Raw genomic sequence first — 18,003 nt, forward strand, 5'->3', positions numbered from 1 at the left:
CGGCTCTGCGGGGCCGGCGACGTTTCCATCGCCGGCCCGGATTTTCTTAGGCTTTGATGAACTCGAGCAGATCCGCATTGATCACATCGGCATGCGTCGTTAGCATGCCGTGCGGATAACCCTTGTACACTTTCAGTGTACCGTTTTTCAGAAGCTTAACAGCGAGGCGCGCAGAGCTGTCGATCGGCACGATCTGGTCGTCGTCTCCGTGCATCACCAGCGCCGGCACCTCGACCCTCTTGAGGTCCTCGGTGAAGTCGGTCTCTGAGAACGCCTTGATCCCGTCATAATGGGCCTTGGCACTGCCCATCATTCCCTGCCGCCACCAGTTCTGGATCACGCCGGTCGAGACCTGCGCACCGGGGCGGTTGAATCCATAGAAAGGTCCGCTCGGCAGATCGAGGAAGAACTGCGCGCGGTTTGCAGCGAGCTGAACGCGCAGACCATCGAACACCTCGATCGGAAGTCCGCCGGGGTAAGCTTCCGTCTTGAGCATGATCGGCGGCACCGCGCCGACCATGACAAGTTTGGCGACTCGTCCGGCACCGTGGCGAGCGACATAGGCCAGAGCCTCGCCGCCGCCGGTGGAGTGGCCGATGTGAATGGCATCGCGCAGATCGAGCTCAGTTGAAAGTGCGGCGACATCCGCTGCATAGTGCGCCATGTCATGGCCATCGCCGACCTGGGTCGAGCGACCGTGGCCGCGACGGTCGTGGGCAATGACGCGATAGCCCTTGCCCAGGAAATAGAGCATCTGCGCGTCCCAATCGTCGGAGGAAAGTGGCCAACCGTGGTGAAAGACGATCGGCTGCCCGGAGCCCCAGTCCTTGTAAAAGATTTCGACACCGTCCTCGGTCTTGATGAAATTTTGCGTCATGGAAGCCATTCCTTTTGCTTTGGTTCGAGATAGAGACTGTCGCCCGAAGCCTCCGGGGCGACCCCGATCAGGGGGAAACTGCGGATCAGAGCGTCGCTCTATAGTTCAGCGGCACCCAGTCGAACTTGTCGCTGTCCGTGCCGACATGGCCGATGCCAGGGAAACGCGTATGCGCGCCGGCAATGAGGTATCCCTCCTTGACCGCCTCGGCGAAGGCAGCATCGCGCGCGCTTGCAGCCGCGGCCGGGTTCTCGTCGAAGCCGATCGTCACGTCCGGCTCCTCGAACTGCACGACATCGCCGTGGGTGATGTCGCCCCAGAATACGAGCTTTTGGCCCTTGCTCTCCATGGCGACCGCGCTGTGGCCGGGGGTGTGGCCGGCACGCAGGACCGTCTTGAAGCCGGGCACCGGCTCAGCTTCGTCGGCAAAGGTCTTCAGCCTGCCGGAATCGCGGTAGGGTGAAAGCGCTTGCACGGCCATAGGAAAGAATTCCTTCTTTGCCTCCGGCGCGGCGTCGCGGTTGGCGGAACTCAGCCAAAAATCGGCATCGCGCTGGTTGAGGTGAACAGTGGCATTGAGAAAGACGATCTTTTCCCCGGCAACGAGGCCGCCGAGGTGGTCCACATGGGCATGGGTGAGAATGATGTCGTCGATCTGCTCCGGCTGGTAGCCGGCGGCGACGAGGTTGGGAACGAGCTTGCCGAGCGCCGGGCCGAAGAAGCCTCCGGCACCGGCATCGATAAGCACCAGCCGCTCATTCGTGTTGACCAGAAAGGCATTGACCGAAAGTTCGACCGGCGAGTCGAGAAAAGCCTTTGCGAGCAGCGCTGCGACCTGATCCTTGGCACCGGCGTAGAGGGTCTCGGCGGGAAACTTCGCCGTTCCGTCGGAAAGCGCCGTGATCTCGAAGTCGCCCAGCATCATCCGGTAGTAGCCTGGAGCCTGGATCTTGACTTGCTGCGCCTTCGCGGCCGCGCCGGGCGGCGCAAGTGTCGTCATTGCTGTGGGGGCCAGCATGAGGGAGAGCGTTCCCTTAAGTACCGATCTGCGAGTGGTCATCGTTCTCTCTCTCCTAGGTTTACTGCGGACGATTGATCGACAAAAGGTGGCTCACGACCGGCGCTTCTGCACCTTTGTGAAAGCGGCGGACTTCTTGCTGGACATCGGCGTCGGCCTTAGAGACGCGCCGGTGCTGGCGAAGGTGCTCGGCCCAGGATTCGACCATGAACCATTCGACGATCCTCTCCGGATCGGCAGCGTCCTCGGTGACGCCCCAGCCATACGCCCCGTCGCGACGGCGTTCGTTCGAAAGCTTCGCCAGTGCCTTCAGGAAGTCCGGACGCTCGGTTTTGTCGACTTTATACTCGATGAGGATGAGGACAGGACCGCGGTCGTTGTCGACAAGTGCGGCGACCAACGGTTCGGGCCAATGGTTTGAGGCGATAAGATCGGACTCGCCCTTCGGCAGCTTGACGAAATGGAAGAGAAGTCCGGCTGCAGCAAGGCCAATGGCACTGATATTGAGAGTGAGCGGGATGTTCAGTGCCTCAGCGACAGCGCCCCAGGCGAGACTTCCCGCCGTCATCGCTCCGTTGAAGACGGTCAGATAGACGGCCAGCGAGCGGCCCCGCACCCAATTAGGCAGGATCGCCTGGGCCGCGCCGTTCAACGTCGTCAGCGCCGTGATCCAGGCAGCGCCGAGCGCAAGAAGTGCCACGATGGCTCCCCACCGCGGCGGGGCGACCGAGAGAATTGCCATGACTGCTGCGGTAACGACTGCGGCCCCCAGCAGAAGCGCGTCGGCGTCGAACCGTGTCCGCAGCCTCGGCAAGATCAGAGCTCCACCGATCGCTCCAGCTCCGACCGCGCCAAGAAGGATGCCATAAAAGCCCGCGTCCCCGTCGAGGAGATCACGCGCGACGAGTGGAAGAAGCGCCCAGACAGCACTGGCGAATGCAAAGAAGACAGCCGCGCGCAGGAGCACAACGTGCAGCTCGCGGCTGGCCTTCGCGAAGCGGAGTCCGGCGCGGAAGGCTCCGAAGAAGCGCTCGGAGAGGACATCGTCTGGAGTTGCGGCGCGTCTCCACCACGTGAGAGCCACGATCACGAAGACATAGCTGATGACGTCGACGCCGTAGGTGACGGCCGCGCCAAACCAGGCCAGCAACAGGCCACCGACCGCCGGACCGATCGAACGGGAAATGTTGATGCCGAGGGAGTTCAGGGCGACAGCGCTTTTGACGTCCTGTCTTGCCACAAGCTCAGGAACGATCGCCTGCCATGTGGGGGCCATCAGTGCCGCGCCGATGCCGCCTACGAAGGTGAGCGCAATTAGTGAACTGACCGACTGAAGTCCGGTTGCAGACAAGAGCATAAGACAGATGCTGGCCGCCGCAAGGAGAAGCTGGATGACGATCAGGAACTTGCGGCGGTCGAGGATATCCGACAGCACGCCTGCTGGAATCGCCAGCAGGAAGATCGGAAGTGTCGCCGCGGCCTGCACCATCGCGACGGCAGCGGGCGCAGCCGACAGGTCGGTCACCAGCCAGGAACTGGCGACATCGCGGATGAAACTTCCGGTGTTTCCGACGATCGTGGCGATCCAGAGGACGGCGAAGACCTTCTGGCGTAGCGGCGCAAAGCCACTTGTCGGTGCCGTCACATCCGTCATAGCGCACGCACCTTTCCGGAAACGGTGCGCTCGTGCAGATCATGCCAGGCGACGAGGACGAACCCGCCGGCGAGGCCGAGATGCTCGAAGAAGCCGTTGGTCGCCATCATGCGCTCCATGCCGGACGGCAGCTCCCAGAAGCGAAACGCCAGGAAGGTCGCAGCCACTGTAAAGACTGCCAGGCAAAGTGCGGCCACCTTGCGGAAGATGCCGAGAAGGATGAGCGCCGACATGGCGAGTTCGAAGACGATGACGCCGACCGCGAACAGCGGAGCTGGCGTCAGGCCAAAATGGTTCATCTCCGCGATCGCGCCTTCGAAGTCATATATCTTCATCAGCGGCCCCTGGATGTAGGCCGAACACAGGGCCAGCAGCGCCAGGAAGCGGATCGGCGGAGAGGTAAGGAGCGGCCGCGCATAGGCCGCTCCGCGGGTCTCTTTCGAAATGGTCGTCATGAAACGGTCCTTCCTAAACGGCCCAGCAGGAGCAGCCGAGTGCGCCGAAAAAGCCCTTGACGTCCGAAATTGGCAGCTTCGATGTCCACGCCCCGGCGTGGTCGTGGCCATGCACGTTGCAGTTGCTGGCGCAGCCGCAGGTGGCCATCGCAGTCCGCCGCAGAGAACGCTTGCCCGCGCCCTCGGGTTCTCCCCACGCCGCATAACCGCCAAACATGCGCACCGGAGACCAGTCCGGCATAGCCGGCGGAACGTCATTCTCGTTGAAATCGGCGAACGTGCCGGTCCCGTAGACGATCTTGCCGCCGACCATGGTAAGCTCGGACGTTATGAACGATATTTCGTCTTCCGGGCAGGCAAAGAAATCCTTGTCGGGCACGATCAGGTCGGCAAACTGACCCTTCTCGATCCGGCCCTTCTTGCCTTCCTCGTTGGAGAACCACGTGACGTTCTCGGTCCACATCCGAAGTGCCGTCTCGCGGTCGAGGCAATTGGCGCGCGGATAGAGCTGCATGCCGCCGAGCGTCTTTCCTGTAATCATCCACGAGAGCGAGACCCAGGGATTATAGGAGGCGACCCGGGTGGCATCGGTGCCGGCGGAGACGTGCACGCCTTTCTCCAGCATCTTTGCGATCGGCGGCGTTGCCTCGGCGGCCCCATGCCCGTATCGCTCGACGAAGTATTCCCCCTGATAGGCCATCCGGTGCTGGGTGGCGATGCCGCCGCCGAGCGCGGCGATGCGGTCTATAGATCGCTCAGAGATCGTTTCCGCATGGTCGAAGAACCAGTTGAGCCCCTCAAGCGGCATGTCCTGATTGACCTTCTCGAACACGTCGAGCGCCCGTGAGATGGTCTCGTCGTACGTAGCGTGCATGCGCCAGGGCCAGCGGTTCTCAGCTAGCACACGCACGACTTCCTCAAGGTCGCCTTCCATCTCCGGCGGCATGTCCGGGCGTGGCTGGCGGAAATCCTCGAAGTCGGCGGCGGAGAACACCAGCATCTCGCCGGCACCATTGTGGCGGAAGTAGTCGTCGCCCTGCTTGTACTTCACAGAAGAAGTCCAGTTGAGGAAGTCCTGCTTCTCCTCCTTGGGCTTCTGGGTGAAGAGATTGTAGGCAAGACGAACAGTCATCTGCCCATCGTCGGCGAGCTTCTGGATGACCGCGTAGTCATCCGGATAGTTCTGGTAGCCGCCGCCCGCGTCGATGACTCCGGTGACGCCGAGGCGGTTGAGCTCGCGCATGAAGTGGCGGGTCGAGTTGACCTGGTACTCGAAGGGCAGTTTCGGCCCCTTCGCGAGCGTCGAATAGAGGATGGCGGCGTTGGGTTTCGCGAGCAGCATGCCAGTAGGATTGCCGCTGGCGTCGCGGATGATCTCGCCGCCCGGCGGGTTCGGCGTGTCCTTCGTATAGCCGACGGCGCGCAGCGCGGCACCATTGAGCAGGGCGCGGTCATAGAGATGCAGCAGGAAGACTGGCGTGTCCGGCGCGACGGCGTTGATCTCGTCAATTGTCGGCAGGCGCTTTTCGACGAACTGGTGCTCGGTGAAGCCGCCGACCGCCCGGACCCATTGCGGCGGTGGTGTGATCGCCACCTGACGTTTCAGCATGTCCATCGCATCGGCGAGAGAGCGCACCCCGTCCCAGCGCAGCTCCATATTGTAGTTGAGACCGCCGCGGACGACATGCGTGTGATTGTCGATCAGTCCAGGCAGGACGCGCTTGCCCTTCAGGTCGATCACCTTCGTCTCTGGTCCGGCAAGCGCCATGATGTCCCTGTCGTCGCCAACGGCGAGGAACTTGCTGTCCCGAATAGCGATGGCCGTGGCGTTCGGGTTCGTCCGGTCCAGCGTGGTCACCAGACCATGGTGCAGGATCAGATCGGCACTCATTGGCTTGTCTCCTGAGGTCGAAACGGGATCGGCGGCGCGCGCCGGTGAAAACAGGTTAGGGAGCGCCAGGGCGGACGCTGCACCCAGAAAACCGCGGCGGGTCGGCATTAGCTGATCTCCCGTGCAGACGGCTCGTCGCGCGCAGCAACAGGATTATGTGCGGCACCGGTCGGCAGTTCCCCGAAAACATGCGGGATGCAGTGACTATTGAACCAAGAAATGTTGACCGGATTGCCGGACATCAGGCGCTTGACCAGTGGCACTGCCTGTTCGCCGACGAGGATCCCTAATAGCCCCACCAACGCGATCACCGGCGGAGCCGGGGAGCGGACGTTGAGCAGGCTGTAGATGACACCCACGAGTAGCCCGGCCCCGAGTGAAAGGAGATACATCTTCATCGTCATTCCCTTTAACATTGGTCGTCGCCACTCCGCCCGCTGGAGGCGGCCGGAGTGGCGCTCGGCTGAGCAACCCCAGTGAAGGTCAGTGGCCTTCGGAAGCGCCGAACATGGTCTTGGCGTAGATGATACCGAGGCCGTAGGCGCCGCCGAATTTTTTGGCGATGCCGGTGGTCATGTCGTAGGTGTCGGTGCGTGCCCAATCGCGCTGCAGCTCGAGCATGTATTGGAGCGAGGTCATCGGACGGACTCCGGCTTGCACCATGCGGTCCATGGCGCGCTCATGCGCCTCGTCCGACACGTCGCCACAGGCATCGGCAATGACGTAGGCTTCGAAGCCCTGATCGAGCGCTGACAGGGTCGGGCCGACGATGCAGACGGAGGTCCAAAGGCCGCAGAAGACGAGGCGCTTCTTTCCGATTCGGTTGACCTCCTCGATCACCGCTGCGTCTTCCCAGGTATTCATGGAGGTGCGGTCGAGAAGCGGCTGTTCGGGGAAGGCATCGGTGATCTCCGCGAACATTGGGCCGGAGAAGCTCTTTTCCGCGACTGTCGTCAGGATCGTCGGGACACCGAAGCCGGCAGCCGCGCTCGCGACCAGCGCCGCGTTGTTGCGCAGTTGCACAGCGTCGATCGACTTTGTGGCAAAGGACATTTGCGACTGGAAGTCGATCATGATCAGGGCGTGATCCTTGGGCGAAACGAGAAGTTTCCCGGGGGTCGGTGTCGCGGTCATGGTAGTGGCCTCTTCGGTTGGTTGCTGATGTCCGACACCATGGCGAGGACGACTGCCCATTTCTTGTAACGGATGAGGGACTTTTGAACTTTTTGATCGCCACCAAGCGCGCGACCTACGAATTGATGAGAGATCACTTGCTGCAGTTGAACCAGTAAGAGAGGTGTCAACCGTACCGTCGCATAGCGCACTCTTGGCTCCCTGACTGGAACCGCGCTTTCTTTTTCAAGCGCTCAACTGCCGGCTTCGTCTCCAGGCCCCGGGGGTGGCGCCCATCGCCTGTACGAAGGCACGTGTGAAGTGGCTCTGGTCGGAGAAGCCGCATACGCTGGCGATCTCACTCAACTGGGTTTGTGAGAACTGCAGCAGATCCACGGCCTTTTCGATGCGTTGCTGCTGCAGCCATCGATGCGGCGTCTTCCCCATCGTTTCGCGGAAGGCCCGAAGAAAAGTGGCCTGCGACAGATTGCAGGCCGAAGCGAGCTGTTCGACGGTCAGCTCACCATTCAGCTGGCTTTGGACGAGGTCCTTGATCCTGGCTTGGCAACGTGAGGAAAGCCGGCGCCCGCTGGCCGCCACGTTGCCGCGACCGTTGCCGTATTGCTGAACAACATGAACCCCAATTGCGATCGAGAGCTGGTCAACAAACAAGGCGCTCCTGTCGGCGCTCCCGTCCACTGTCGCAAACAAGGCGCCCAGCATGCCACCAAGCACAGGATCTGCGTGGGCGGCAACCGGGCGCAACTCGCTGACACTTCTCAAGTCCGCCGCGTCGGCGATCCGCTCGAGCGCGTTATGATTGATTTCGAGCAGCATGAAGTCGAAGGAGCCGCTGAGGTCAGCACAATAATCATCGGCGAAATTCCGCAGGTAGACCGCATTTTGCTCAAAATCATGAACAGTCGAATGGTGCTCTTTGATGATCCGCCGACTGTGTCCGCCTGCTGCGGAGAGACCGAGCAGATATCCGCGTCCGGTCGCTGGTGTCGTGACTCTGCCGGGCGGCGCCGAAGCCGACCTCTTGCGATGGAACGACATGTCACGGCCCTCGATCGTTCGGTCATCGTCGAGCCTGTCCATGGAGCAGCCGAGACTGTCATGTCTTTTGGTTGCTGCGATGGAAGAGACGTCCGTCATGCCTTGGGTCCCGTATTTTGAGCTTACCTGTAGCGAAAACCTCTCGACCACAAACATCGGAATAGGACCGAGGCCCTGTGCGGATCGTGGTTTCAAGAGGCAGCCTCCACTCAGGTGCGCGGAGTCGCCCTCAATCGCCGCATCATCGCCGCGACCGGGAAAACGATCTTGTACGAAATTCACGCGTTTTGAACGATGTGAGCCAATGGAGGCGATCAGACCATTAGCGGATCCAAGGCCACGCCGAACGTCCTGTTCTTTCGTCTGAAGCGTGCCGGTGTGTCGCCAGTCAGACTTGTGAAGACCCTGGTCATGTGGCTCTGATCGGCGAAGCCGCAATTGATCGAGACCTCAGCAATCGACAGGTCCAACAACAACATTTCCTTGACCCGCGCGACCCGGTACTCGGTCAGCCACTTTGAAGGGGTGCGCCCAAAGCTCTCCTTGAAAGCCTTGTTGAAATAGCTGCGCGATAATCCGCAGCGAGAAGCCAGATCTCCAATCGAAAACGGTTTGTTGAAATGGGAAGCCAAAAAGTCCGTAGCGAGTCTTTCCTGCCAAGGCGACAGAGTCCCTTTTTTGTCCACGGGGAAGTGCAGCCCGCCATAGGTTTGACTGAGGTGCGCCAACATGGCGAGATTGATCTGCTCCAGAAACAGAGGATTGGCATCGCTAGGATCGTCAAGCGATGGCAGCAATGCCTGGGCAAGGCCGTGCATGACCGGATCTATGCGCCCCTGGACACAAGCGAGCGCCATATATTCGCTACGGCCCACCTCTTCCGCGAAGGCACGCATGCGGGAAAACGGAATGTGGAAGCGGATATTGTCGAACGGCGAGAGATGATGGCACTGCCACTGGTCGCGTAGGTCGGTGATTGCCAGCGACGCCTTTGCGTGTCCGCCCTCGTAAACCAATTCGCCACGTCGCCATAGCCGATGGGTATCGAAGTCACGAAGCTGAACAATAACGCCAAATGCGTCTGTGCAGGGGATGGCCGGTGCGACGTCCAGATCAAACCGATCGGAATAGGTCCTCGTAACGTTGATATCGCCGGCAGCAATCGACTTGACGATCGGGCCCGGCACACGACCTGCGGCGTTCAATGCTTCGTGCAGGGCCATCGACGTGGTCTCCCGATTTCTGGCTAGGCGCGATACACCGTTGTTTCGGATCCTACAATAGTCCAGGGTTCGATTGCGGTGCTACAATAGTCCAAAGTTAGAATGCGGAGCGGCCCTCATTCGCACACGAAACCGAAACCGCTGTCAATGCAGCCAACGCGCCCGCCAGGCTGCCGGGGTGGTACCCGCCACTCGACGGAAAACCTTGGTAAAATGATCCTCGTCGGTGAAGCCGCACCCGGTGGCGATCTCTGCAAGTGTCAAAGAACGCTCGCCGAGGTACTGCTTGGCACGTGCTGTTCGATAGCCCAGTAGCCACTGTTTCGGCGTCTGGCCCGTTACGCGTTTGAAGCTTTCGATAAAGCGACGGATGGAAACACCAGCCGCCGAAGCTGCTGCCGCCATTGGGAATTGATCGGCAAAATGGTCGATCATGAAGTTCTTTGCTGCCCTCTCCTGCCAAACAGTAAATTGTGTTGAACGGGGTCCCCCCTGACCGCCATGATCGCCGTAAGCGTGGAGCAAGTGGGCACAAATGGCGATGGCAATGTGCTGTAAGACCGCAGTGTGGGAATTTCCTTGCCGCTCGAACAGCGGCAGAAGAGCCGCTCCGAGATTGCGCAACACATCGTCGTCTTCGCCGCGACGGCATCTAAGCGTGGTTGCTCTTGGGGCAGCCGAGAACTCGCTTACTTCCCGAATGAGCTCTCGCGGCAGTTGGAAGGCGAGGGAATCGAGATCGCTGAACAGCCGGATGCAGGCGCCATGAGCGAGATCGACGAGGCAAACGGAGCCCTGCCGGAAGCGGAGAGTCTCGCTCTCGGTGCCATCGGGAGCAACGTCGCAATGATACGCATCCTTGAGGTACAGCATCAGAAAGTATGCTGAATCGGGCGGCAAGGATACCAAGCGGTTGGCCTCCCCGTTGAGCCGCCATTCCAGGCGCGTCACGGAAAACCCGGCGTCCCGAACCGGTCGAGCCGGGAGGCATGGAGCATACGGCAGCCCAAAATGTGCGCCGACGCCCTCTTCCGTTCCGGTCCTTTGACTCATTCGCGCCTCCAAACAAATCTGCTTTTCTGTTGCGAGAGGTCCGGTAGCGACCGGCCGAGGGACCGTATTCGCGATTCGGAAGACCCAAAAGATCTCGACAACAGAAGGGCCGCATATAGGCCGTTCAAGTCCGATTCAAAGGAAGCATGCCTGAGGGCGTCGTCAAATTCTTGTAACATATGCTCGCCTTTTGCCGGAAAGGACGCCTTCCGACGCGAAAAGAGGACTTGAGTTCGCCTTTTCTTCACAGCGGGCGCGTATGGGTAACATATCTTTCGAAGAAGTCCGAGAATCTCGCAACGCGCATCGGCAGTTTCTCGTAGGGCGGATAGTACAATGTCAGCCAGAGCTCCGGAGGCTCCCACTCGGCAAGGACCTGCTTCAGCGCGCCGCGCGCTAGCGCATCGCCGACGATGAAATGCGGCAGCAGGGCTAAGCCCTGCCCGTCTTCCACCAGTTTGGCAATTAACTCGCCGTTGTTCGCCGCCAGCACTTTGCCGGCCAACGCCTTGCGGGTGCGCCCACCGTTCGTCAGCTCCCAGGTCTCGGAGATCGCCTCCTCGTCGTAGGCGATACAGCCATGTCGACTGAGATCATCGGGCGTCTCAGGTGTTCCGAAAATGGCGAGATAGCCTGGGGAGGCGACAAGGATGCGCCGCACGCGACACACTTTTCGCCATATTGTCGACCTGTCGCGCGGCGCCTCCGAAACTCTCAATGCGAGATCGAAACGCTCGGACACGATGTCGATGAAGCGGTCGGTTAGAGACAGCGAAACGCTTACCTGCGGATGTTCGGCCCGAAACCCTGAGACGATGTCCGGCAGCAGTTGTTGGCCGAGTGAAAGCGGCGCATTGATGCGGATGAGCCCGGCCACGTCCCCTTGCTCTTCGCGCAGATCGTCCCTCACTTGGTCGAACTGCCTGATCAGTGGCTCTACGCGCGCCGCGTAGACGGCGCCGGCCGACGTCAATGAAACCTGACGTGTGGTGCGCAGCAGGAGCTGCACTCCCAGGCTCTGCTCCAGCGCGCTGACGGAGCGGGTCACGGTCGGCGGTGTCATCGACAACTGTCGCGCCGCCGCGGTGAAGCTGCGCTGCTGCGCTACGGCCAAGAAAACCCGGATATCGCGTAGATCGCCCATGCCTATTTATTGCAATTTTCGCAACAAACTTGTCAATATTATTGCTGTTCACTTTCGTGAGGACCTGAGCGATTTTCTCTCCAGATTAGGCGATACACGCTAGCCGAGGGAACTTGCCATGCTCACAAACATCAAGGCCTTCATCATCTCACGTCCATGGCCGCCAGCACCCAGGAGAACAGCGACTTGTCAAGGCGCTCGGCCGCGCCGCGTAAAGAGACTGTGAATTTCGACGACCCGGAGGTCTATCGCAGTCGATGGCGCCCGCGGCCCGGTTGGGCAGCACAGAGGTCGACCCGAACAAGGCGATCACGGGCTTCCACCGGACAAGTCTGCCTCTAAAGGATGCCGGTGCAACGCGCGAGCTAATCAGCTTCATGGGTTACCAGGAGGTGGATCGCAAAGGCGACTGGTCGAGCTTCGCCATCAGCGGCGGCAACGGCGCCGACGTCATCGCTCTGGAAACAGTTCCCAAGGCCGATCTCGCCGCCTCGGCGCTGGCTCGGTGCATCACATCGCCTTCGCCGTGGACGATCGGGCGGCTCAGCTCGAGGTTCGCAAGGCTCTGATGGACACCGGCTATCAGGTAACGCCTGTCATAGACCGTGACTACTTCTGGGCGCTCTACTTCCCCACGCCCCGGGGCGTGTTGTTCGAGATCGCGACCAACGAGCCGGGGTTTGACCGCGATGAAGACACCGCACACCTCTGTGGGGCAGTGAAGCTTCCCACGCGCTACGAGCCTTATCGCGACCAGTCTAAAACCGATCAAAGACTGACCAACTTCGGGGCCGCGGCAGTTCGCGTCCAGCCCGACGGAGAAGACCACGATGACGATCTCATCCTATCAGACGCTCATAAAAGCGCCCGGACCCAACGCGCCCATCGTCTTCGCTTTTCATGGGATGGGCGGAGACGAGTATCAGTTCGCCGAGCTGACCAGGCAAATCCTGCCGGATGCCGGAGTTATTTCGCCGCGAGGGGACGTATCGGAATTTGGCGCGCTGCCATCGCTTGAGTTTGCCCCTCTCTCCGCCGAACCGGAGCCAGTCAAGATCTTTGTCACCAACTGCCAAGCGGGTGTAGCGCGCTTCCCACCAGGGAGGTCTCAATGAAAGCAATGCCGTTTAAGGATACTAACCGGCAGGCGCTTCGGGTAGCGTGCACATCAGGATTAGGAGGGCACATGGGTCTGTCAGATATTTTCGGTCGTGTGGTCGCGCTGATCGGCACTGCGGCTATCCTTTTGCGGCGCCAGGACAGCGATTCTCTGGAACCAGCTTATGGCAGTACCCCGAAAATCCCGAAAGCCAAGCCGCAGGGTATTCCGACACTGAAGATGCCGACAGCCAAGGGATGGGCCGCGGAGCAGATGCCTACCGCGGCGGCCGGGCTCAAGGTGAACGCATTTGCGGCCGGGCTCAAACATCCGCGGTGGATTCATGTGCTGCCGAATGGCGACGTACTGGTCGCTGAGGCACTGAGCGAGCCGGGGGGCATCAAATCCGCCTTCGACTACGCCATGTTCAGCACGATGAAGCGCGCGGCCGCCGTGGGCGCAAGTCCAAATCGCATCACGCTGTTGCGTGATGCCGATGGCGACGGCGTGGCCGAAGTGCGCCCGGTATTTCTCGACGGACTCCGTCAGCCGTTCGGCATGGCGTTGCTGGGCGATACGCTGTACGTCTGCAACACAGATGGGGTGGTTGCGTTCCCGTATAGAACGGGCGACACGCGTATCAGCACGACCGGACGAAAGCTGGCTGACCTCAAGGCCGGCGGGCATTGGACGCGAAGTCTGCTTGCGAGTCGCGATGGACAAAAGCTTTTTATCGGCGTCGGTTCGCTCAGCAACATAGGCGAGCGCGGCATGGCGGTCGAGGAAGGACGGGCGGCTATCCACGAGCTTGACCTCAAGAGTGGTGAGCACCGCATATTTGCCTCCGGCTTGCGCAACCCCGTGGGCATGGCGTGGGAGCCAACAACAGGTGCACTCTGGACGGTGGTTAATGAGCGCGATGGCTTGGGCGACGAGACGCCTCCCGACTATCTGACATCAGTGCGCGACGGCGGCTTCTATGGATGGCCCTATTGCTATTGGGGGCAGATCGTCGACGACCGGGTGCCTCAGGACCCGGCGATGGTCGCAACCGCTATAACACCGGACTATGCCTTGGGTGGACACACTGCATCACTTGGCCTTTGCTGGCTTCCCGCAGGCATTCTGCCCGGCTTTTCGGAGGGCATGGTCATCGGCCAGCATGGTTCCTGGAACCGCAGCACGCTGAGCGGCTACAAGGTTGTCTTCGTGCCATTCGTGAATGGACGCCCGGCCGGGCCGGCGCGTGACATTCTGACGGGTTTCCTTTCACCCGACGAGCGAGCGTCCTATGGGCGGCCGGTTGGAGTTGCCATCGGCCCTGACGGCTCCCTGTTGGTGGCGGACGATGTCGGCGATGTGATCTGGCGCGTGACGGACGAGGCGGAGCGCGGCTGAATGCACAACGGTGCCGCACGCCGCACCGATATGGATTGCACGCTACCGCGAAGTTCTGTTGAGCTGTCGCGCACCTATCACCGGCGGATAGGTCGCTGGTTGGCCGATTAACGACACCGCTTGGAATGTCCGGGTACTGCCCCAAAGCCGCTCTTCGCGTCTGCGTTCCCAATCGCGGAGGCCGTACAGGCTCAGCCGAGGGCGTGACTTGCCAAGCCGTAGAGGTTCGACCCTTGTACCACGTCGGCGCAGCCTTTGCCCCGACGCGACATTGCGAGCACCGTATCGAAGACGGCCAGGCCGGCCTGGGAGAGAAATGTCGCGAATGGGCCAGTCTCGACCGGGGTGTCCAGCCTCAGAAACTGGTTTTCGTGTGCGGCGACATGCCGTCGGATCACTGCGAGGGCGTCGGCATCAGAGTCTGCAACGACCGGGCCGATAACATGGCCCCTGCCAAAAGGACGACAAAGCGCGAAAGCCTCCAGCCGACCGCCACGAAATAGGCCGTAACCGACCGATTGCGCGAAGAGTTTGCCGATCAGAGCCGTCCGCGAAACGCCGAATGCCCCTGCATCCAGCTCAGCGACGGCGGCAAGGTCCTGGCCTTCCAGTCGCCTGACCGGTGGCTGCTCCGTCGTTGCGGTCGAGTCGGCCTGGCGGACGATGCCCTGGCATTGGTATATGGTCCGCATGGGCTGGAAATCGAGCGAATGATAGAGCCGGCGGGAGGCCCTCGTTGCATTGAGTCTGAGATTGCGTCCGCAGCAATCCCAAAGCACGTGTTCCATGAGCCAGCGTGCGGTGCCGTTTGACTGCAGACGCGGGGAAGTGATCACCATGCCTATGGTGGCGAAATCGTCGCCATGTGGGAACCACATGGCCGAACCTGTTAGCCTGCCAATGTCGTCGTGTGCGACATAGCCGCGGCCGCAGTCGCGCAGAAACTGCAAGTCCTCGGAGCGGAGAGGCCAACCGACGGAAACGGACAAGGCATGCAACTGCTCGAGATTGGCGCTCTCAATTGTAGCCACGTGCATTTTGAAGCTGTCGATCAACTTGGATTCGGATGCCGGTGCGTCCACCACTTGCCTCCCTGCCATTGCTTTTGCTTTCGTCTCGTCTTCACCAATTCAGTTCCGGCTAGGCAACGGCGAAAGCTTTTCAATTGTTCACAATAAAGCCCGCCGCTCGACAGGTTTCGCTCGAGAGCGCATTGCGCGCACAACAATCCTCCGAATTCGATGCGCTTTCGGCATGTAAATCGTTCGCAGGCTTCTAAGCTATCTAGGAGAAGCGAGATAGCGGTCGCTTGCCCGTCATCTCATGCATGGCGACGCGATACAAACCTTTCGTTGCGGACGCATGATCGACGGCAGATATTGACAAGCCGGGCATGTTGCGAGGACACCAATGCAGGCAGCGGAAATACTAGGGAAGCTCGTCGGCTTTCGCTCCGTCGTGGGGCTACCTAACAACGACGTCGTGTCCTGGATCCGCGGCTATTTGGAAAGCCACGGCATCGCAGTGGATGTCCTTCCCGGTCCGGAGGGCGATCGGTCCAACATCTTCGCCACCATCGGGCCAAAAGAGGCGCGTGGCTATATTATCTCCGGCCATATGGACGTCGTTCCGGCGGCGGAGACCGGCTGGACGAGCGATCCCTTCCGCCTTCGCGTCGAGGCGGACCGGCTCTATGGCCGCGGCACCACCGACATGAAGGGTTTCCTTGCGGCCGTTCTCGCAGCCGTTCCGAAGCTTGCGGCAATGCAGCTTCGTCGGCCGCTGCACCTCGCCTTGTCCTATGATGAGGAGGCAGGCTGCCGCGGCGTACCACACATGATCGCACGCCTGCCGGAACTTTGCCGCCAGCCGCTCGGCGCGATCATCGGCGAGCCGACCGGCATGCGCGCGATCCGTGCCCACAAGGGCAAGGCGGCGGCACGGCTGACGGTCAGGGGGCGTTCCGGGCATTCTTCGCGCCCGGATCAGGGGCTGAATGCGATACACGGCGTAGCAGGCGTGCTGACCCAGGCGGTCGCGGAAGCCGACCTGCTGGTCGGCGGCCCCTTCGAGCATGTCTTCGAACCGCCCTACTCCTCCCTCCAGATCGGAACGGTAAAGGGCGGTCAGGCGGTCAACATCATTCCGGACAGCTGCGAGGTCGAGTTCGAGGCCCGAGCGATTTCCGGCGTCGACCCGGCAGAGCTGCTGGCGCCGGTGCGAAAGACCGCCGAGGCGTTGACGATACTAGGCTTCGAGGTGGAGTGGCAGGAACTCAGTGCCTATCCGGCGCTTTCGCTTGAACCTGACGCTCCGCTGGCGGCCCTGCTCGAGGAGTTGACTGGCCGCGAAGCTCTCCCCGCCGTCAGCTACGGCACCGAGGCGGGCCTGTACCAACGGGCCGGCATCGACGCGATCATCTGCGGCCCCGGTGACATTGGGCGCGCCCACAAGCCAGACGAATACATCCTCATCGATGAGCTCATGGCATGTCGGGCGATGGTCGAGGCGCTCGGCGCCCGCTGCACAGCGTAAGGAGACGCGCCATGGCCTTCCTCTTCAACTCCGATGCGAAGCGCGGCGCGATTTTCGCCGAAACATTCGCGCGCGAGCTGCCCGACATTCCTTTTGCCGTGGATCCCGCAGCGGTGGATCCCGATGCCGTGCGCTACCTGATCACCTGGACGGTGCCGGACAATCTCGCACGCTATCGAAGCCTCGAAGTCCTCTTCTCGATCGGCGCCGGCGTCGACCAGTTCCGCATCGACGCGGTGCCGCCGCATGTGCGGGTAGTGCGCATGGTCGAGGACGGCATCGTTCGGATGATGCAGGAATATGTGACACTTGCCGTGCTCGCGCATCACCGCAACCTGCCGGCCTATCTCGAGCAGCAGCAAGGCGAAAATTGGCAGGCCATTGCCCCGGTCCAGGCGGTCGAACGCCGCGTCGGCGTGCTCGGGCTCGGCATGCTCGGAACTGCGGTACTCGATCGGCTGAAGCCTTTCGGCTTTCCGCTCTCCGGCTGGAGCCGCAGCCCGCATGAAATCGAAGGCGTGAGGTGCCTAAGCGGCCGGAACGGTCTCGACACTTTGCTGGGCTCGACCGACATTCTCGTCTGCCTCCTGCCGCTCACCGACGAGACGCGCGGCTTCCTTAATGCCCAACTCTTTGCTCGGCTCCCGGCCGGTGCAGCACTCGTCCATGTCGGCCGCGGCCCTCAACTCGATCACGACGCACTTGTCGAGGGACTCGATAAAGGCCATCTCTCCGGCGCCATGGTCGATGTGACCGACCCCGAACCGCTTCCTTCTGGTCATCGCTTTTGGACCCACCCGAAGATCCTGCTGACGCCGCACATCGCGAGCGTCACCCAGCCGGAAACCGCCGCCAGAGCCGTGATCGAGAATATCAAACGGCACCGGCAAGGTCTCGAGCCGATCGGGCTGGTCGACCGTCGCCGCGGCTACTGAGGCGCGCCGAACCAGATCGAAGCCATATGCCGGTTGTCCTGTACCGCTGGGCGGCATGCATCAAGTTCTAAACCCAGGAAAGGAAAACCATGTCGCTCTTGAAAACCATCGAGACCAACCCTTCTTTCGCGCCGCGCGAGTCCAGCCCGCTCCCCGAACGTCTGATCTCCGGCAATCCTGCCTTCAAGACCTGGGCACAGGACGTCGCACGCGGGGAAATGATCCAAACCGGCGTCTGGGAAGCGTCCCCCGGCGAGACGCGCTCGGTCAAGGGGGAGACCTTCGAGTTCTGCCATATTCTTTCCGGAGTCGTCGAACTCACGCCGGAGAACGGGAAGCCGGTCGTCTACAAGAGCGGCGACAGCTTCGTCATGAAGCCGGGCTTCGTCGGCATCTGGAAGACAATCGAGACGGTCCGCAAGATCTACGTGACCGTGATGTGACGCCGAGGCCGCGCGACCCGGTCGCCTCAGAGGTCGCGCAAGAGCATTCTCTCTACCTTCATGCTGAAGATGGCACGCTCTCTGGTTCTCGGGCGTGCCATCACCG

General features: G+C 61.3%; 16 protein-coding genes and 2 pseudogenes. 6 read left to right on the plus strand and 12 right to left on the minus strand.

Annotated elements, in window-relative coordinates; genetic code table 11:
* Window positions 1-46: 46 nt before the first annotated feature.
* The 11 genes from PZL22_RS26030 to PZL22_RS26080 all read right to left on the minus strand — a co-directional run bounded on the left by PZL22_RS26030 (window position 47) and on the right by PZL22_RS26080 (window position 11,487).
* On the minus strand, window positions 47-886 hold the full coding sequence (locus PZL22_RS26030) for an alpha/beta fold hydrolase (protein WP_017264864.1): 840 nt from the start codon (window positions 884-886) through the stop codon (window positions 47-49).
* Between the two features lie 76 nt (window positions 887-962).
* Window positions 963-1,937, minus strand: coding sequence for an MBL fold metallo-hydrolase (locus PZL22_RS26035; RefSeq protein WP_127700846.1), 975 nt, complete (start codon window positions 1,935-1,937; stop codon window positions 963-965).
* Window positions 1,938-1,956: 19 nt separating this feature from the next.
* Window positions 1,957-3,549 (minus strand): MFS transporter, encoded by a 1,593-nt coding sequence (locus PZL22_RS26040; RefSeq protein ID WP_013845655.1) that lies wholly within the window; start codon window positions 3,547-3,549, stop codon window positions 1,957-1,959.
* Window positions 3,546-4,004 carry a DoxX family protein gene (locus PZL22_RS26045; RefSeq protein ID WP_010967958.1) on the minus strand — a complete coding sequence of 153 codons (459 nt, stop codon included), beginning with the start codon at window positions 4,002-4,004 and terminating at the stop codon, window positions 3,546-3,548. Before PZL22_RS26045 ends, PZL22_RS26040 begins: the two co-directional genes overlap by 4 nt.
* Before the next feature lie 13 nt (window positions 4,005-4,017).
* Window positions 4,018-6,003 (minus strand): amidohydrolase, encoded by a 1,986-nt coding sequence (locus PZL22_RS26050; RefSeq protein ID WP_127519126.1) that lies wholly within the window; start codon window positions 6,001-6,003, stop codon window positions 4,018-4,020.
* Window positions 6,003-6,293 carry a XapX domain-containing protein gene (locus PZL22_RS26055; protein WP_014990228.1) on the minus strand — a complete coding sequence of 97 codons (291 nt, stop codon included), beginning with the start codon at window positions 6,291-6,293 and terminating at the stop codon, window positions 6,003-6,005. Before PZL22_RS26055 ends, PZL22_RS26050 begins: the two co-directional genes overlap by 1 nt.
* Before the next feature lie 85 nt (window positions 6,294-6,378).
* Entirely contained in the window at window positions 6,379-7,029 is a 651-nt protein-coding gene (locus tag PZL22_RS26060; RefSeq protein ID WP_010967961.1) for a hydrolase, read from the minus strand.
* Between the two features lie 225 nt (window positions 7,030-7,254).
* Window positions 7,255-8,166 carry a helix-turn-helix domain-containing protein gene (locus PZL22_RS26065; protein WP_010967962.1) on the minus strand — a complete coding sequence of 304 codons (912 nt, stop codon included), beginning with the start codon at window positions 8,164-8,166 and terminating at the stop codon, window positions 7,255-7,257.
* Between the two features lie 215 nt (window positions 8,167-8,381).
* On the minus strand, window positions 8,382-9,290 hold the full coding sequence (locus PZL22_RS26070) for a helix-turn-helix domain-containing protein (protein ID WP_010967963.1): 909 nt from the start codon (window positions 9,288-9,290) through the stop codon (window positions 8,382-8,384).
* 144 nt (window positions 9,291-9,434) lie between these two features.
* The gene (locus PZL22_RS26075; protein ID WP_013845659.1) at window positions 9,435-10,343 is read right to left on the minus strand and encodes a helix-turn-helix domain-containing protein; all 909 of its coding nucleotides are present in this window, start codon (window positions 10,341-10,343) and stop codon (window positions 9,435-9,437) included.
* 244 nt (window positions 10,344-10,587) lie between these two features.
* Entirely contained in the window at window positions 10,588-11,487 is a 900-nt protein-coding gene (locus tag PZL22_RS26080; protein WP_164843021.1) for a LysR family transcriptional regulator, read from the minus strand.
* Between the two features lie 290 nt (window positions 11,488-11,777).
* On the opposite strand from PZL22_RS26080, the pseudogene PZL22_RS26085 reads away from it, so the two are divergent.
* From PZL22_RS26085 to PZL22_RS26095, 3 genes and pseudogenes are all read left to right on the plus strand, one after another.
* A pseudogene (locus tag PZL22_RS26085) lies at window positions 11,778-12,238 on the plus strand (VOC family protein); the annotation flags it as partial.
* A 79-nt stretch (window positions 12,239-12,317) separates the two neighbouring features.
* Window positions 12,318-12,494: pseudogene (locus tag PZL22_RS26090) on the plus strand (alpha/beta hydrolase); the annotation flags it as partial.
* 179 nt (window positions 12,495-12,673) lie between these two features.
* A complete protein-coding gene (locus PZL22_RS26095; RefSeq protein ID WP_164843020.1) occupies window positions 12,674-13,984 on the plus strand; it encodes a PQQ-dependent sugar dehydrogenase in 1,311 nt (436 codons plus the stop codon).
* 191 nt (window positions 13,985-14,175) lie between these two features.
* On the opposite strand, the gene PZL22_RS26100 is transcribed toward PZL22_RS26095, so the two are convergent.
* The gene (locus tag PZL22_RS26100; RefSeq protein WP_164843019.1) at window positions 14,176-15,066 is read right to left on the minus strand and encodes a GNAT family N-acetyltransferase; all 891 of its coding nucleotides are present in this window, start codon (window positions 15,064-15,066) and stop codon (window positions 14,176-14,178) included.
* Window positions 15,067-15,394: 328 nt separating this feature from the next.
* Between PZL22_RS26100 and argE the strand changes: the two genes are divergently transcribed.
* The 3 genes from argE (at window position 15,395) to PZL22_RS26115 (ending at window position 17,897) form a co-directional block, all read left to right on the plus strand.
* Window positions 15,395-16,519, plus strand: a complete 1,125-nt coding sequence (gene argE, locus PZL22_RS26105; RefSeq protein ID WP_127700838.1) for an acetylornithine deacetylase — start codon at window positions 15,395-15,397, stop codon at window positions 16,517-16,519.
* An 11-nt stretch (window positions 16,520-16,530) separates the two neighbouring features.
* Entirely contained in the window at window positions 16,531-17,454 is a 924-nt protein-coding gene (locus tag PZL22_RS26110) for a 2-hydroxyacid dehydrogenase (protein WP_127700836.1), read from the plus strand.
* A gap of 89 nt (window positions 17,455-17,543) precedes the next feature.
* Window positions 17,544-17,897, plus strand: a complete 354-nt coding sequence (locus tag PZL22_RS26115; RefSeq protein WP_010967972.1) for a cupin domain-containing protein — start codon at window positions 17,544-17,546, stop codon at window positions 17,895-17,897.
* The last annotated feature ends 106 nt before the right edge of the window (window positions 17,898-18,003 follow it).

The organism is Ensifer meliloti, from assembly GCF_030064585.1.
GTDB lineage: Bacteria > Pseudomonadota > Alphaproteobacteria > Rhizobiales > Rhizobiaceae > Sinorhizobium > Sinorhizobium meliloti.

Excerpts from the sequence above, each read along its gene's own strand:
- PZL22_RS26030 (WP_017264864.1), bottom strand. The coding sequence starts at position 886 with ATGGCTTCCATGACGCAAAATTTCATCAAGACCGAGGACGGTGTCGAA.
- PZL22_RS26110 (WP_127700836.1), top strand. The coding sequence starts at position 16,531 with ATGGCCTTCCTCTTCAACTCCGATGCGAAGCGCGGCGCGATTTTCGCC.
- PZL22_RS26095 (WP_164843020.1), top strand. The coding sequence starts at position 12,674 with ATGGGTCTGTCAGATATTTTCGGTCGTGTGGTCGCGCTGATCGGCACT.
- PZL22_RS26055 (WP_014990228.1), bottom strand. The coding sequence starts at position 6,293 with ATGAAGATGTATCTCCTTTCACTCGGGGCCGGGCTACTCGTGGGTGTC.
- PZL22_RS26070 (WP_010967963.1), bottom strand. The coding sequence starts at position 9,290 with ATGGCCCTGCACGAAGCATTGAACGCCGCAGGTCGTGTGCCGGGCCCG.
- PZL22_RS26060 (WP_010967961.1), bottom strand. The coding sequence starts at position 7,029 with ATGACCGCGACACCGACCCCCGGGAAACTTCTCGTTTCGCCCAAGGAT.
- PZL22_RS26075 (WP_013845659.1), bottom strand. The coding sequence starts at position 10,343 with ATGAGTCAAAGGACCGGAACGGAAGAGGGCGTCGGCGCACATTTTGGG.
- PZL22_RS26040 (WP_013845655.1), bottom strand. The coding sequence starts at position 3,549 with ATGACGGATGTGACGGCACCGACAAGTGGCTTTGCGCCGCTACGCCAG.
- PZL22_RS26035 (WP_127700846.1), bottom strand. The coding sequence starts at position 1,937 with ATGACCACTCGCAGATCGGTACTTAAGGGAACGCTCTCCCTCATGCTG.
- PZL22_RS26080 (WP_164843021.1), bottom strand. The coding sequence starts at position 11,487 with ATGGGCGATCTACGCGATATCCGGGTTTTCTTGGCCGTAGCGCAGCAG.
- PZL22_RS26045 (WP_010967958.1), bottom strand. The coding sequence starts at position 4,004 with ATGACGACCATTTCGAAAGAGACCCGCGGAGCGGCCTATGCGCGGCCG.
- PZL22_RS26065 (WP_010967962.1), bottom strand. The coding sequence starts at position 8,166 with ATGACGGACGTCTCTTCCATCGCAGCAACCAAAAGACATGACAGTCTC.
- argE (WP_127700838.1), top strand. The coding sequence starts at position 15,395 with ATGCAGGCAGCGGAAATACTAGGGAAGCTCGTCGGCTTTCGCTCCGTC.
- PZL22_RS26115 (WP_010967972.1), top strand. The coding sequence starts at position 17,544 with ATGTCGCTCTTGAAAACCATCGAGACCAACCCTTCTTTCGCGCCGCGC.
- PZL22_RS26050 (WP_127519126.1), bottom strand. The coding sequence starts at position 6,003 with ATGCCGACCCGCCGCGGTTTTCTGGGTGCAGCGTCCGCCCTGGCGCTC.